Origin of the sequence: Pseudonocardia broussonetiae, from assembly GCF_013155125.1 — a bacterium.
Classification (GTDB): domain Bacteria; phylum Actinomycetota; class Actinomycetes; order Mycobacteriales; family Pseudonocardiaceae; genus Pseudonocardia; species Pseudonocardia broussonetiae.
The window spans coordinates 6,018,386-6,033,321 of sequence record NZ_CP053564.1; the positions used below are offsets into that span (position 1 = coordinate 6,018,386).

Consider the following 14,936-nt stretch of genomic DNA (forward strand, 5'->3'; position numbering starts at 1 on the left):
GTCGGTGCACTCTCCCGCACCGGGGGCGGTTCGTGTTCTCCCGGTCGGTGCCTGGACCACGGTGGGCGGCGGTGGATGCCGACCTCGCACACCGGCTGCGCACCTCGCACACCGTCGACGGTGTGTGAGGTCACCACTCGGTGTGCGAGGTGCGGGGGGCGGGGCCGCGGGGGTCGTCGAGGGGCCGTGGCGTCACACTCGCGGCGATCACGGCGCGGGGCGGCGCGCCCGGAGCCTTGATCGTCGAGAGCGCAACGCCACGGTCGTCAGCAGGGCGCTCACGTCACACTCCCGGCGATCACGGCCGGGGCGGCCACCCGGAGGCCTTGATCGTCGAGACCGCACCGCCACGGTCATCGCGCAGGCGGAGTGCCGGCCGCAGCGCCCGGCGAGCCCCACCTCGCACATCCGCCGCGCACCTCGCACACCGTTGACGCTGTGCGAGGTCACCACTCGGTGTGCGAGGTGGAGGGAGCGGCACCGCGATGGTCGTTGAGGGGGGCCGTGGGGTCCTACTCGCGGCGATCACGGCCGGGGGCGCCGCGCCCGGAGGCCTTGATCGTCGAGACCGCACCGCCACGGTCGTCAGCAGGGCGCTCACGTCACATTCTCGGCGATCACCCCACCCACGGAGCCGGTGATCACCGAAAGCGCCGCCACCGTCGTCGGCAGGGCGCTCACGTCACACTCCCGGCGATCACGGCCGGGGCGGCCGCCCGGAGGCCTTGATCGTCGAAACCGCACCGCCACGGCCCCCGCGCCGGCCTCGCGCCCGGCGAAGCCGACCTCGCACACCCACCGCGCACCTCGCACACCGCCGACGCTGTGCGACGTCACCACCCGGTGTGCGAGGTGGCCGCAGCCGCGCTGCCCGGCCCGGTCACCACACGTAACGGATCACCTCCGATCCGCGAATCCCAGACGGCGACGCTCCCCCTTCGCCGCTCGCCCGTGCCCGGAGGAACTCCGCCGTGACCACCGCCCAGATCGACGACCTGCTCGACGCCGGCCACACCTTCGCCGTCGTCGACGTCGAGACCACCGGCCTCTACCCCGACCGCAGCCGCGTGCTCTCCGTCGCCGCCGTCGGCCTCGACGCCGCCGGGCGGCCGGACGGCCCGCGCTTCAGCTCGCTCGTCGACCCCGGCTGCGACCCCGGGCCTGTGCACGTGCACGGCCTCACCCGGGAGCGGCTGGCCGGGTCGCCGCGGTTCGAGGAGATCGCCCCGCGCCTGCTGGAGGTGCTCGACGGCCGGATCCTGGTGGCGCACAACGCCGCCTTCGACCACGGGTTCCTCGCCGCCGAGTCCGACCGGGCCGGGATGAAGCTGCCCGTGGACCGGCGCCTGTGCACGCTCGCACTGAGCCGCCGCCTCGGGATCGACGTCCCGAACCACAAGCTCGCGACCCTCGCCGAGTACTGGGGCGTCCCGCAGGTCGGCGCGCACACCGCCGACGACGACGCCCACGTGCTGTCGCGGGTGCTCACCCACAGCCTGCTGCTCGCGGCGAACCTCGGCCTGCCGCTGCCCCTGATCGGCTGCGACGACCGCACCGGCACCCGCTACCCGCCGCACGTCTCCTCCCCGCCGTGCCCGTGGGCCTACCCCGGTCGCCTGGCGGCGGGCCAACCGCTCGTGCAGGGCATGAAGGTCGCGGTCACCGGATCCACCGGTGTGCCGCGGCTGCGACTGGCCGCCCGGCTCACGGCGGCGGGCCTCGACGTGCAGAACTCCGTCAGCCGCCTGACCAGCGTCCTGGTCACCAACGAACCCGCCTCCACCACGCGCAAGGCCGCCCGGGCGCGGGCCGAGGGCATCCCCGTCGTGGACGAGGAGACCCTCCTCCGCCTGCTCGACGCCGTGCAGCCCGGCTCTCCCGTGGAGCCGCGCGCCCTGCGGCGCACCGGTCCCGCCCGCCAGGTCGTGCGCGGGCCGCTGCACGGCCGGCGCGTGCTGGTCCTGGGCGGCACCCACGCCCAGGCGGCGGCGGTGCGGGCGGAGATCACGGGCGCGGGAGGGGCGGCGGCGGTCAACCTCACCGCGGGCGTCACCGACGTCGTCCTCATGGCGGGCGGCGAGACCGACCGGCGCCTGCCCCGTGTCCGCGAGGCCGAGCTGCCCCTGCACCGCGGGGAGGTCGCGCTCGGCATCACCCTGCCCGCCCCGTGCACCGTGCCCGATCCCGGTGACTACGTCGGGCGCCACCGCAGCGCCGCGCCCGGCGCCGGGGTGCCGGTCCTGCCCCGCGGCGCGGTGCTGGACCTGCCCGCGGAGAGCGTCTGGACCGTCAACGTCGCCTGGCGCGCCGACGCCCTGGCCACCGGCACGGACGTCGACGTCGTCGCGTTCCTCGTCGACGCCGACGAGCGCGTCATCGCCGACGAGGACTTCGTCTTCTACAACGCGCCGGTCAGCGAGCACGGCACCGTCGCCGTCAGCACCGACGGCGACAGCGAGCGCAGCGTCCGCATCGACCTCGACCTCGTCTCCGCCCAGCACGACCGGATCGTGGTGGCGGCCGCGCTGGACGGCGCCGCGACGTTCGGCGACCTGGGCGCGGTGACCCTCAGCGTCGACGGCGACACCGCGACGGCCGCCACCGCCACTCTCGACGCCGGCACCACCGAGCGCACGATGCTGCTGGCCGAGGTCTACCGCCGACAGGGCGTGTGGCGGGTGCGCGCCGTCGGCCAGGGCTACGACGACGGGCTCGCCGAGCTGGCCGTGCGCTACGGGGTGGTGGTCGATGCCGGGTGACGCCGGCTCAGCCCAGCTGCGCCGCGATGTCGTCGAGCAGCACCTCGAACCCGCGCAGCCCGAAGGAGCCGTAGACCAGCTGGTTGTCGACGTAGGCCACCCGGCCGGCGGCGACGGCGGGCAGGCGGGTCCAGACCGGCGAGTCGACGGTGGCGGCGAACCCGCGCTCCAGCTCGTCGCCGCCGAAGCGCCGGCTGACGATCAGGGTCTCGGCCTCGCCCAGCAGCGTGCCCAGGTTCTCGGCGGACAAGTCCTCCAGCAGTCCCTCCACCGGCGCCCCGTCGACGGTCGCGGGCACGAGCCGCACGCCGAGGCCGGTGAGCAGCTCGCCGAAGACGCTGTCGGGGCCGGTGACGTCGACGGTGGCGACGGCCTCGGAGTTCTCCATCCCCACGCCGGCGACCGGCCGATCCGCGAGGCCCAGCTCGGCTCGGCGGGCGGCCAGCACGGCGTCGAAGCCGGAGATGAGGTCCTCCGCGGCGCCCTCGCGGCCCAGGACCGACGCGACGAAGCGCAGGTGGTCCTGGACGCTCGGCCGCAGCGAGTAGGCGACGGTGGGCACGATCCGCTGCAGCACCTCGGGGTCGAGGTCGTCCTGGTAGTCCGCGGCGAACAGGATCAGGTCCGGCTCCAGCCCCACGATCGACTCCACGCTCACCTGCCCGAGCGGCCCGACCGCCTCGATCCGCGAGGCCGCCTCGCCCAGCAGCGGGGGAAGGTGGTTGGGATCGAGCACGACCACCCGCTGCGGGTCGGCGGGCACGTCGACGTCGCGGCCGAGGTCGTCGCGCACCCGCCGGACCGCGGCCGGGGCCGGGGCCGGGGGCGCCGCGCACCCGACCGTCAGCAGTCCGGCGCCGGCGAGCACCGAGAAGAACCGGCGGCGGGTGGCGTCGTCGACGGTGGGGACGAGCAGGGCCCTGTGATCAACCCGGCGGCACGGTCGCGAAGCGCTCGCCGAGCCAGGCGGCGATCTCCTCCCCCGCCAGCGCGTTGCCCGTGGGCTCGCCCTCGGCGATCGCGGCGCCGAAGTGCAGGCCGCGGACGGTGCGGTGGGTGAGGTCGGCGGCGCCGAGGGCGTCGACCATCCGGCGGGAGTCGGCCGGGAACGCGGCCTGGTCGCCGGTGAGCTCCAGGAACAGCGTCGGGGCGGTGACGCCGGGGGCGCAGCGGACGAAGTCGGCGTGCGAGCTCAGGCCCGACCACGTCGACAGCCAGGCCTCCGGTGTCGTGACCCGCCCGAACCCCACCTGCCCGTAGTTGATCAGGTCGGGGCGACGCCCGAACAGCGAGCCGTAGGGCCGCTCGCTCGGGTCGATCGACAGGTCGACGGTGCGCGGGTCGGCGTCGGTGCGCGGCACCACCATGATCCGCGGGGCCAGCGCGCGGCGCCGGTCGGCCGCGGAGCCGGTGCGCTTCGCGGCGGCGCGGGCCTCGGCGGCGCGCGCCAGGTGCAGCCGGGCGACGGCGTCGATGCGGGCGACCCGGTCGCGCTGCGCGGCGCGGTACCGCTCGAGGAAGGCGGCGTCGTAGGACGAGCTGTGCGGCGGCTCGGCGAACCCGTTGGCCGGGTCGTAGGGGTCGAGGTCGGGCACGACCGAGAGCGGGTCGGACTCGTCGGCCACCGACGGGTCGATGCAGCCCAGCAGGAGCCGGCCCTGCCCGGGGTGCGGCGCCAGGAACACCGCCCCGTCGACGGCGGGCAGCACGGCGTCGGCGAGCCCGGTCGGGCGCCCGCCCGGCGTCGTCGCGATCCGGTCGGCGGGCGCCAGCCCGGCCTGCTCCAAGTAGAACGCGTAGAGCGGGCCGCCGCCGGAGTGCCCGAGCGTGACGACCGACGCGAACCGCTCGCGCATCAGCGAGAGCCCCGCGGCGACGTCGAGCAGCGCCTGCTCGTGCACGAGCGCGAGGTCGTTGTTGACCGACCGCGTGTGCTGCGTCCACACCGCGACGCCGGCCTGCAGCAGCACCGGCACCAGCGGGTGGTGGGTGAGGTCCTGGCGCGGGTGCGTGAGGCACACCACCGTGGTGGCGCCCGGGACCGTGGCCAGCACGCCCCGGACCGTCGCGCCGTCGGCGGTGGTCAGCTCGTGCACCGACGTGGCCGTGGCGTCCGGGCGGGCGCCGGCGTCGAGGTACCGCCCCGCGCCCAGCCGTTCGGTCGTGGTCATGCCGGCTCCACCCGCAGCGCGTCCTTGTCGTGCTGGGTGATCCGACTGCCCCGCTCCACCCCGGCGACCGAGCTGTACCAGACGGCGTGCCGGCAGCCGGTGGCCCGGCGGTCGATCACGATGGGCCCGTCGGCGGCGATCGCGAAGTAGGGCCCGATCCGGTCGACGGTGACGGTCGGGTCCTGCGCGGCGACCTTCGCCAGCGGCGTGTTCTCGGGCACGTCGAGGACGTAGAGGACGGTCATCGCGGCGTCCGGGTGAGCTCCCACGCCGCGGCCCGCTCGACGATCAGCTCCGCCTTGCGCGCCAGCAGCTTGCCGAACGTCGGCTCCCCCTCGTCGACGACGTCGAGCAGCGCGTCGATGGTGAGGTTCGCGTCGAGGTCCTCCTGCGGCGTGACCGGCCGCATCGCGCGCGTGAACTCGACCATGTAGCCGTTGGGGTCGTGGGTGTAGATCGACTCGATCGTCTCGTGCTTGATCTGCATCTCGACGGGCCAGTCGCTGTCGTCGAGGCGGCGCCGGTACTCCAGCAGGTCGTCCTCGTCGGCGACGTGGATGGCGAGGTGGCGCGACCGCACGAAGAACTCCGGCACGTCCGGCCCGAACCCGGCGTAGACGTCGCCGCGCGCGTGCTCGTGCACCGGGGCGAGCCCGAAGTAGTAGAAGAACGCGATCCGGTCGTCGTTGCCGATGTCGAAGAAGAAGTGGATGAAGTCGGGGTGGTCCTCCGGGCCCCAGCCCGCCGCGCAGATCGAGTGCACGACGGGGAAGCCGAGCACGTCGCGGTAGAAGCGGACCGTGCCGGCGGGGTCGAAGGTCGGGAACGCCGTGTGGTCGACGCCCTGGACGCGGTGGTCGAGTTCCGTCATGGGTACGACGGTACGCCCGCTTCTACAGGAGCGTCAACAGTTCTACACGAGCGACGAATCACACGTCCAGGACGCGTGCGAGGTGGTCCAGGTCCTGGCGCAGCATGGCGATCGCGGCCGCCGGCCCCTCGCCCTCGGGCGTGCGGTGGTCGGCGCGCTGCAGCGCGGCGAGCGCCATGTCGGCGATCTGGTCGGCCACGGCGTCGACGTCGTCGCGGTCGGGCCGGAACCACCACGCCACCCAGTTGCACATGCCGATCACCGCGAGCGCGCCCACGCGGGCGTCGACGGGGCGGAGCTGCCCGGCGACGACCCCCTGCTCCACGACGTCGGCGACGGCCTTGAGCACCGCCCGCCGGCTCGCGACGTAGGACGCCGCGAGCTCGGGGGGCAGCTCGGCCTCGGAGCGGATGAGCAGCCGGAACCGGTCGGGCTGGCGGGCCAGCCGCACGACCGTGAGCCGGGCGATGGCGTGCAGCTTGCCCAGCGCGTCGAGGTCGGTGCGGGCGGCGATCTCGGCCATCTCCGACGCCGACCCGCCCGCCACGTCGGCCGCCAGCTTCGCCAGCAGCTCGTCCTTGCTCTTGACGTAGTAGTAGAGCGCCGGACGCGTGACGCCCATGGCGTCGGCGATGTCCTGCAGGCTCGTGCCGGCGAAGCCGCGCTCGGCGAACAGCCGCACGGCGTGGTCGTACATCTCGTTCTCGACGAGCTCGCGGCGGGAGGCGCCGCGGCCGTTCCTGCGCTCCGCCGGGCCGCTCATGGTCGTCAGCGTAGTGCGGCGGGGCACGTCACCCGCCCGCGGCGAGCAGCGCCCCGGCCCCGGGCAGCACGGCGGGCAGCTCCAGCGCGCGCAGCAGGGCGTGCGCCCCGGCCGTGGCGGCCGACAGCACCGGGAGGCCGAACTCCGCCTCCGCCGGGGCCACGAGGTCCAGCGACGGCATCTGCACGCACGCGGAGATGACGAGCGCGTCGGCGCCGACGAGGTCGAGCCCGCGGGCGGCGTCGAGGACGCGGTCGCCGGGGATGCAGCCGACCTCGGCGTTGTCGCCGACCTCGAGCGCGGCGAAGGACCGCACTGTGAACCCCTCCGACTCCAGGTACTCCACGACCTGCTTCGCGAGCGGGAGCAGGTAGGGCGTGACCAGCCCGATCCGCCGCGCGCCCAGCGCGTGCAGCCCCGAGACGAGCGCGCCCGCGCTCGACAGGACCGCCGGGGCCTGCCCGGCCGCCGCCAGCTGCGCGGTGACGGCCTCCTCCGCGCGCCGGTGCTCCCCCGGGCCCTGCGCCATGAGCGCGACGAGGCAGGCGTAGAGCAGCGCGTCGACGCCGGCGTCGGCCAGCTCGTCGACGCACCGCCCGCGCTGGTCGTTCATGGCGCGCAGCTCCTCCGGCGACACCGTGTGCATGCGCATCCGGCTGGAGTGGAAGGAGAACCGGGCGCCGGCGTGCCGGGCGAGCAGCGCCGGCACCTCGGTCTCGACCGTGACGTTGGAGCTGGGGACGACCAGCCCGATCCGGTGCAGCGGCGTCATCGGAGTCCTTCCGTCAGGCGCTTCTTGTCGACCTTGCCGACGAGGGTGCGCGGGATCTCGGTGAGCAGCTCGACGCGCTCGGGCCACTTGAACTTCGCGACCTGCAGGCCGGCGAAGTGCCGCTGGACCTCCGGGAGCCCGAGCGGCTCCCCGTCGACGACGAGGAACGCGCAGCTGCGCTCCCCCAGCCGCGGGTCCGGCACCGCGACGACGGCCGCTCCGCGCACGCGGGGGTGGCGCAGCAGGAGCAGCTCGACCTCCTCGGCGCTGATCTTCTCGCCGCCGCGGTTGATCAGGTCCTTGATCCGGCCCTCGATCGACACGCAGCGCTCGCCGTCGATCGTGCGGACCGCGGCGAGGTCGCCGGTGCGGTAGAAGCCGTCGGAGGTGAACGCCCGGGCGTTGTGCTCGGGCGCGTCCAGGTAGCCGCGCAGCGTGTACGGGCCGCGGCAGCACAGCTCGCCGACCTCGCCGTCGGCGACCTCGTCCTCGGTGCCCGGCTCCAGGACGCGGATCTCGTCGTGCGGCGAGAGCGGGATGCCGACGGTGGTCGCGCGGGCCTCGCGGGCGGCGCCGGGCCGGGTGGTGAGGAACAGGCCCTCGCCCATCCCGAACAGCTGGCCCGACCAGAGGCCGCGGCGCTCGATCGCGTCGAACAGCGCGGGCGGGACCTTGCTCCCGGACAGCACGACCTGGGTCAGGGTGCGCGCGACGGCGTCGAAGCCGGGGTGGTCGGGCGCGCCGAAGTGGCCGTGCCCGAGCAGGACGTGCGTGGCGCCGGCGTCGGCGAGCAGCGGCAGCGAGGCGTCGAGGTCGGCGGTGCCGAGCACCAGGGCGGCCCCGGCGGAGTGCGGGCCGTGCACCGCGCAGACGATCCCGGCGTTGTGGATCACCGGGATGAGGTGCGCGACGCGGGTGTCGGGCGTCCAGCCCCAGGAGCGGGCGTACTCGGCGGCGTTGTACCAGTACTCGGCGTGCCGGCGCGGGATCACCTTGGGCACCCCGGTCGTGCCGCCGGAGAGCTGGAACACCGCGACGTCGTCGGGGTCGATCCCGCGCTGGACCTCCTCGACGACCGCGCGCGCGGCCGCCCGGTCGAGCCCCGCGCCCAGCGCGTGCAGCTCGTCGAGCACGAGCACGTGCCGCAGGGTCGGGTGCCCGGCCGCCTGCTCGTGGGCGAACGCGACGAGGTCGAACCCCCGCGTCCCGGCCTCGACGAGGTGCGCCACGGCGCCGACCCGCCTGCTGATGTCGCCGATCTCGTGCCCGCGGTGCGCGGCCAGCGTGCAGACCGGCACCAGCCCGGCCTTGAGCACGCCGTACCAGGCGACGACGGTCGCGAGCCGGTTGGTGACCTGGAACAGCACCGGGTCGCCCGGAGCCAGGCCCCGCGCGGCCAGCCCGGCGGCGAGGCGGTCGGAGGCGGCGTCGAGCTCGTCGAAGGTCAGGCGGCCCTCGGCCGCGACCACTGCGAGGCGGTCGGCGTGCGCGCGGGCGACGGCGTGGAGCTCGTCGGCGATCGTCCGGTCGCCCCACAACCCGGCGTCGCGGTAGCGGCGGACGAACTCCGGCGGGTACGGGACGCTCACGACGCCACCAGCGCGACGCGGTCGGCGCGGCCGCTGACCAGCCCGGCGGCGAGGTCGTCGCGCAGCTCCGGCGGCCCCTCGACCGTGACGACGGCGCCGGCCTCCAGGCGCAGCCGCTCGGCGAGGTCGAGCCGGGTGAGCAGCGCGGACCGGTCCGGCGGGCCGACGACCCGGACCGCCGCGGCCCCGGCGCTCCCGGCCACGACGGCGTCGGCCTCGGGGCCCCACGGGTCGTCCACGACGGCGTCGACGACGGTCTCCGCCACGTCGAGACCTCCTGGCGCCGGGGCCGCCTGCTCGAGCACCCACCCCGTCACGTCGCCGGGCACCACCGGCGCGACGCCCGCGTACTGCCCGAGCGCGGCGCCGACCACGTCCGGGCTCGTCGCGGCGAACCGGTCGAGCGGCACGTTCCCCGCCCGGGTCATGTAGGACACCATCAGCCGCTCCACCGGCAGGTGCGTGCGCGACGGGAAGGACTCCCACCACAGGCGGCTGCGCCGGGCCAGCTCCTGGAGCCGCTCGACGGCCGGGCGGCGCTCGGCCTCGTACCGGGCGAACGCCGCGGCAGCGGCCTCCTCCTCGCCCAGGGCCGCGACCAGCGCGATCGCGTCCTCCATCGCGAGCTTGGTGCCCGAGCCGATGGAGAAGTGCGCGGTGTGGGCGGCGTCACCGAGCAGCACCACGCGCCCGTCGGACCAGCGGTCGCAGCGGACCGTGCGGAACCGCGTCCAGCGGGTGCGGTTGCCGATCAGCGCGTGCCCCCGCAGGTGCCCGGCGAACACGGCGGCGAGGTGGTCCAGCGAGCGGGCGTCGGTGCCGTCGGCATCCAGGTCGGGCGTCTCGAACCCCGCCGCCCGCCACGTCGCCTCGTCGGTCTCGACCAGGAACGTGCTGCGGTCGGGCGCGTAGGGGTAGGCGTGGGTGACGAAGGTGCCGTGCCCGGTGTCGACGGCCGCGAAGACGGCGTCGTCGAGCGCGAACGCGGCGCCGCACCAGAGGTAGAGCCCGCGGCCGGTCTCCACGCGCGTGCCGAACTCCCCCGCCTCACGGGTGGCGCTGCCGACGCCGTCGGCGGCGACGACCACGTCGGCGTCCAGGTCGTCGGCCGTGCGGCGGGAGCCGTACTCCAGCTGCACGCCGGCCTTCTCGGCGTGGCGCTGCAGCACGTCGAGGAGCTCGGTGCGCGCGATGCCGATGAGGTGGTCGTTGCGCACCCGGGCGACCGCGCCGCCGACCTCCATCGTCATGTCGTGGCGCCGGCCCGCCGCCCGGATGTCGCGCAGCGTGTCGGCGTCGGCGGCCTCCAGCTTCCGCTGCGTGCCCGCCGCCAGCCCCACGCCGAAGCCGAACGTGGTCTCGCGGTCGCCCTGCTCGTGCACGACGACCTCGCAGGCGGGCTGCGCCAGCTTGAGCAGGCGCGCGGCGTAGAGCCCACCGGGCCCACCCCCGAGCACCGCGACCCGGCGTGGCTGCATGCGTTCCTCCTCGAAGCGGTCGATGACGTCCTTGACTACTTTCTCAGACGTTGAATAGTCTACGCAACCGTCAGGACCGCAGTTCCCTGCGGCCGTCTCCGCGAAGGAGCGTGAGTCATGACCTATGTCATCGGCGTGGACGTGGGCGGCACGTTCACCGACGCCGTGCTGGACGACGACTCCGGCACGGTGGTCGCCGCGAAGTCACCGTCCACCCCGCCCGACTACTCCCGGGGCGTGCTCGACGTCCTCGGGCTGCTCGCCGAGCAGATCGGCCGGACGCTGCCCGAGATGCTGGCCGACACCCACCACATCGCGCACGGCACGACGTCCTCGCTCAACGCGCTGGTCATGGGCAACGTCCCGCCGGTCGGGTTCCTGACCACCAAGGGGCACCGCGACTCGATCTTCATCATGAACGTCGAGGGGCGCTACCTCGGCCGCTCCCCGCACGAGCTGCAGCACGTGCTCGAGCAGGACAAGGGCCACCACCTGCTGCCCAAGCGGCACGCGCTGGAGGTCACCGAGCGCATCGACCGCGACGGCACCGTGATCGTCGCGCTGGACGAGGACGGCGCCCGGGCCGCGATCCGCGCGCTGCTCGACGACGGCGTCCGCGCGATCGCGATCTCGCTGCTCTGGTCCTTCCGCAACCCCGCCCACGAGCAGCGCCTGCGCGAGCTCGTCGCCGAGCAGGACCCGGACGTCTTCGTCGCGCTGTCCAGCGAGGTCAGCCCGCGCATCCGCGAGTTCTCCCGCAACGCGACGACGATCATGAGCACGCAGATCGGGCCCGGCCTGCGCGACTACCTCACGACGCTGGAGGACGCCCTGCGCGCGCAGGGCCTCGCCGGCCCGCTGCTGGTGATGCAGAGCAACGGCGGGGCCGTCGCGGCCGCGCAGGCACCGGCCGCGGCGATCTCCACGGTCGGCTCGGTGCTCACCGGCGGCGTCGTCGGGTCGGTGCAGCTGGGCCGCCAGCTCGGCCACCGCAACATCATCTCCACCGACGTCGGCGGCACGACGTTCCTCGCCGGCCTGGTCGTCGACGGGGAGCCCGTCCGCGACACGACGACGATCATCAACCACCACCCGGTCAACGTGCCCACCCTGCGCGTCGACGCCATCGGCTCGGGCGGCGGGGCGATCGCCTGGCTCGACGCGGGCGGCAACCTGCGGATCGGGCCGCGCAGCGCGCAGGCCGTGCCCGGCCCCGCCTGCTACGGCCAGGGCGGCACCGAGCCGACCAACACCGACGCCAACCTCGTGCTCGGCATCCTCACCGAGCGCGGCCTGCTCGGCGGGCGCAAGCCGCTGTCGCTGGAGCTGGCCCGCCAGGCGATCGACACCCAGATCGCGAAGCCGCTGGGCCTCTCGGTCGAGGAGGCCGCCGCCGCGATCCACGCGATCCAGAACGCGCAGACCGGCGACCTGCTGCGCAAGTCCGTCGTCGAGGCGGGGCACGACCCGCGCGGGTTCGTCCTCTACGCCTTCGGCGGCGCCGGCCCCGCGCACTGCGCGCGCTACGCCGCCGAGGTGGGCGTCGAGGAGGTCGTCGTGCCGCTGGGCCCGGTGGCGTCCGCGTTCTCGGCGTTCGGGCTCGCTGCGTCGGACATCGTCCTCGCGGCCGAGCTGTCGGACCCGACCGTCGTGCCGTTCGACCCGCAGCGGGCCGAGCGCAACTTCGCCGAGCTCGAGCAGCGCGTGCGCGACGGCCTCGACCGCCAGGGCGTGTCGTTCTCCGCGGTGGAGCTGCACCGCGAGATCGACATGCGCTACACGATGCAGCTCGCCGAGGTCACCGCGCCGGTGCCGGGCGGACCGCTCGACACGGCCGCGGTCGAGGCCGCGGCGGCGGCGTTCGAGGAGCGCTACGCCGCCCTCTACGGCGCGGAGGCCGGGTTCCGGGAGGCCGGCATCCAGGCCATCACGTTCCGCGTGCGCGGCGTGGGCCGGCTGCCGTTCTCCCCCGAGCTGCCCGCGACGGGCGTCGCCGACTCCCCGGACCCGTCCGACGCGGTCGTCGGCAGCCGTCCGGTGTGCCTCGACGCGGCCACCGGCTACGTCGACACCACGATCTACGACTACCGCAGGCTGCGCGCGGGCCACGTCCTCACCGGGCCGGCGATCGTCGAGGTGCCGACGACGACCGTCGTCGTGCCCGGCGGCACCACCGGCACCGTCGACCGCCTCGGCAACCTCACCCTCCGGCCCACCTCCACCGTCGGGAGCCCGTCGTGACCATGCCCATCCCCGGCTCGGAGGTCTTCTCCAGCCGTCCCGTCGACCCCGACGAACTGCAGCGCTCGCTGCCGTCGACGCTCGCGACCCACACCGTCACCCAGGAGCAGATCGACGGCCTCGACCCGCTCACCTACGAGGTCGTCCGGCACCGCCTCTGGTCGGTCACCGACGAGATGGGCGAGGCGCTCAAGCGCATGTCCGGCTCGCCGATCGTCACCGACGCCAACGACTTCGACTTCGCCATCAGCGACGAGCTGGGCCAGGAGGTGCAGGTCGGGCTCTACAACACGATGCTCGTCGGCGCCGTGGACCTGGCGATCTACTGGACGCTGCGGCACCGCGCCGCCAACCCCGGCATCGCCGAGGGCGACATGTTCCTCACCAACGACCCGTGGGTCGGCGGCGGGCTGCACCAGAACGACACGATGGTCTACCAGCCGGTCTTCCACGAGGGGAAGCTGTTCGCCTGGACCAGCGCGATCTGCCACGAGCCCGACCTCGGCGGCGTCGGCCTGGGCTCCTTCTCCCCCGCGGCGCAGGACGTGTTCTCCGAGTCGCTGCCCACGCCGCCGGTCAAGGTGGTGCGCGACTTCCAGCTCCAGCGCGACGTCGCCGACGTCTGGGTGCGCCGCTCGCGCGTCCCGATGCTCGTGGGTCTGGACCTGCGGGCGAAGGTCGGCGCCAACAACGTCGGCCGCGAGCGGATCCTCGCGCTGATCGCGCAGTACGGCGCCGACACCGTCAAGGCCGTGATGAAGCGGATGATGGGCGACGCCGAGCACCGGCTGCGCGACAAGCTCGCCTCGCTGCCCGACGGGTCGTGGAGCGCCACCGGCTACCAGGACCAGTCCCACGAGGGCGACCGCGGGCTCCACAGGATCACGCTGACGACGACGAAGACCGGCGACCACCTGACGTTCGACTTCACCGGCACCGACCCGCAGTCCGGCGTCGTCAACTGCACCTACGCCGGGATGCGCGGCGGGGTCATGCTCGCGCTGCTGCCGATCCTGGCCGGCGACATCCCGTGGTCGGCGGGCGGGCTGATGCGCTGCTTCGACCTCGTCACCGAGGAGGGCACGCTCAACAACGCGACCTTCCCCGCCGCCGTCGGGCGCGGCCCGATCGGCCCGGCCTGGCTGACGGGCAGCCTCGTGGCCGAGTGCCTCGCGCAGATGCTCGACCGCTCGCTCGAGCTGGGCCGCAACGTCCAGGCGACGTGCTGCGGCACGTGGGACACCGCCGTCATCGCGGGCCTCGACCAGCGCGGCGAGCAGCCCGTGCCGTTCCTCAACATCATCATGGAGCCGATGGCCGGCGGCTACGGCGCCCGCCCGCACGCCGACGGCATCGACACCGGCGGCCTGTTCTGCATCCCGATGGGCCGCATCCCCGACGTCGAGATGACCGAGTTCCTCTACCCGGTGCTCACGCTGTGGCGCCGCGAGGAGCCCGACTCCGGCGGCCCCGGGCGCCACCGCGGCGGCGTCGGGGCGTCGGTGGCGATCACCCCGCACGGCACCTCGCTCCCGATGGGCCTCGTGCTCGCGTCGGCGGGCAAGGCGGTGGCCCAGAACGCCGGGCTGTCCGGCGGGCACCCCGGCAACAGCGGGCTCGACGTCGTCGCCCGGCAGAGCCGGGTCGCCGAGCTGCTGGCGGCCGGGACGATGCCGTCATCGCTGGCCGAGGTCAGCGACACCCTCGAGATCGGCCAGAACTACGCGTCGAGCTACCTGGCGCCCGGCGAGGTGCTCGCGATGACCTGGCAGGGCGGGGGCGGCTACGGCGACCCGCTGCACCGCGATCCCGACGCCGTCGTCCGCGACCTGCGCGAGGAGAAGATCACGGACGCGGCGGCCCGGTCGGTCTACGGCGTGGTCGTCCGCGACGGCGTCGTCGACGCGGCGGCGACGGCCGCCGAGCGGGAGCGGCTGCGGACGGTCCGCCGGGAGCGGTCGTCCTCCCCGTCGGCCGGGGCGAAGCTCGACACCACCGCCGGGCGACGGCTCGACGACAACCTCGTCGAGGTCACCGAGGGCGACCGCACGGTGGTGGCCTGCCGGCACTGCGGCGAGCACCTGGGCGAGCCCGGCGACCTGGACCTCGCGCTGCACGAGGGCCCGACCACCGACGCCGGCCCGCAGATGCTGGCCGACCCGGCCGACTACGTCGACGACCCGGTGGTGTTCCGCCAGTACACCTGCCCCGGCTGCGCGACCGCGCTGTACTCGGCGGTGGTGCCGGCGCTGCACGTCGACCACGTCGGGGTGCGGTCGGCACGGTGAGCGG

11 protein-coding genes are annotated in these 14,936 nt (G+C 74.7%); 3 read left to right on the plus strand and 8 right to left on the minus strand.

The annotated features are described in order from the left end of the window. Positions 1–971 precede the first annotated feature (971 nt). Positions 972–2,759, plus strand: coding sequence for a TerD family protein (locus HOP40_RS29185; RefSeq protein ID WP_205346962.1), 1,788 nt, complete (start codon positions 972–974; stop codon positions 2,757–2,759). Positions 2,760–2,766: 7 nt separating this feature from the next. On the opposite strand, the gene HOP40_RS29190 is transcribed toward HOP40_RS29185, so the two are convergent. From HOP40_RS29190 to HOP40_RS29225, 8 genes are read right to left on the minus strand one after another with little or no spacing between them, the layout of a single operon-like run. Continuing rightward, the gene (locus tag HOP40_RS29190) at positions 2,767–3,627 is read right to left on the minus strand and encodes an ABC transporter substrate-binding protein (protein ID WP_172164822.1); all 861 of its coding nucleotides are present in this window, start codon (positions 3,625–3,627) and stop codon (positions 2,767–2,769) included. 58 nt (positions 3,628–3,685) lie between these two features. Continuing rightward, on the minus strand, positions 3,686–4,930 hold the full coding sequence (locus HOP40_RS29195) for an alpha/beta hydrolase (RefSeq protein WP_172164825.1): 1,245 nt from the start codon (positions 4,928–4,930) through the stop codon (positions 3,686–3,688). Beyond that, a complete protein-coding gene (locus HOP40_RS29200) occupies positions 4,927–5,175 on the minus strand; it encodes a hypothetical protein (RefSeq protein WP_172164828.1) in 249 nt (82 codons plus the stop codon). The genes HOP40_RS29195 and HOP40_RS29200 overlap by 4 nt, the downstream gene beginning before the upstream one ends. Further along, positions 5,172–5,801: a VOC family protein gene (locus HOP40_RS29205; RefSeq protein WP_172164831.1), complete on the minus strand. Its 630-nt coding sequence runs from the start codon at positions 5,799–5,801 to the stop codon at positions 5,172–5,174. Before HOP40_RS29205 ends, HOP40_RS29200 begins: the two co-directional genes overlap by 4 nt. A gap of 58 nt (positions 5,802–5,859) precedes the next feature. Next, positions 5,860–6,564, minus strand: a complete 705-nt coding sequence (locus HOP40_RS29210; protein WP_172164834.1) for a TetR/AcrR family transcriptional regulator — start codon at positions 6,562–6,564, stop codon at positions 5,860–5,862. Between the two features lie 28 nt (positions 6,565–6,592). Then, a complete protein-coding gene (locus HOP40_RS29215; RefSeq protein WP_172164837.1) occupies positions 6,593–7,336 on the minus strand; it encodes a maleate cis-trans isomerase family protein in 744 nt (247 codons plus the stop codon). Continuing rightward, positions 7,333–8,925 carry a (2,3-dihydroxybenzoyl)adenylate synthase gene (locus HOP40_RS29220; RefSeq protein WP_172164840.1) on the minus strand — a complete coding sequence of 531 codons (1,593 nt, stop codon included), beginning with the start codon at positions 8,923–8,925 and terminating at the stop codon, positions 7,333–7,335. The genes HOP40_RS29215 and HOP40_RS29220 overlap by 4 nt, the downstream gene beginning before the upstream one ends. Further along, the gene (locus tag HOP40_RS29225) at positions 8,922–10,403 is read right to left on the minus strand and encodes an FAD-dependent monooxygenase (protein WP_172164843.1); all 1,482 of its coding nucleotides are present in this window, start codon (positions 10,401–10,403) and stop codon (positions 8,922–8,924) included. Before HOP40_RS29225 ends, HOP40_RS29220 begins: the two co-directional genes overlap by 4 nt. 117 nt (positions 10,404–10,520) lie before the next feature. On the opposite strand from HOP40_RS29225, the gene HOP40_RS29230 reads away from it, so the two are divergent. Beyond that, positions 10,521–12,644 (plus strand): hydantoinase/oxoprolinase family protein, encoded by a 2,124-nt coding sequence (locus tag HOP40_RS29230; protein WP_172164846.1) that lies wholly within the window; start codon positions 10,521–10,523, stop codon positions 12,642–12,644. After that, positions 12,641–14,932 carry a hydantoinase B/oxoprolinase family protein gene (locus HOP40_RS29235; RefSeq protein ID WP_172164849.1) on the plus strand — a complete coding sequence of 764 codons (2,292 nt, stop codon included), beginning with the start codon at positions 12,641–12,643 and terminating at the stop codon, positions 14,930–14,932. Before HOP40_RS29230 ends, HOP40_RS29235 begins: the two co-directional genes overlap by 4 nt. Positions 14,933–14,936: the final 4 nt, after the last annotated feature.

Bases quoted from the DNA above. Each gene is read 5' to 3' on its own strand.
- HOP40_RS29210 (WP_172164834.1), bottom strand. From the start codon at position 6,564: ATGAGCGGCCCGGCGGAGCGCAGGAACGGCCGCGGCGCCTCCCGCCGC.
- HOP40_RS29200 (WP_172164828.1), bottom strand. From the start codon at position 5,175: ATGACCGTCCTCTACGTCCTCGACGTGCCCGAGAACACGCCGCTGGCG.
- HOP40_RS29205 (WP_172164831.1), bottom strand. From the start codon at position 5,801: ATGACGGAACTCGACCACCGCGTCCAGGGCGTCGACCACACGGCGTTC.
- HOP40_RS29195 (WP_172164825.1), bottom strand. From the start codon at position 4,930: ATGACCACGACCGAACGGCTGGGCGCGGGGCGGTACCTCGACGCCGGC.
- HOP40_RS29225 (WP_172164843.1), bottom strand. From the start codon at position 10,403: ATGCAGCCACGCCGGGTCGCGGTGCTCGGGGGTGGGCCCGGTGGGCTC.
- HOP40_RS29215 (WP_172164837.1), bottom strand. From the start codon at position 7,336: ATGACGCCGCTGCACCGGATCGGGCTGGTCGTCCCCAGCTCCAACGTC.
- HOP40_RS29230 (WP_172164846.1), top strand. From the start codon at position 10,521: ATGACCTATGTCATCGGCGTGGACGTGGGCGGCACGTTCACCGACGCC.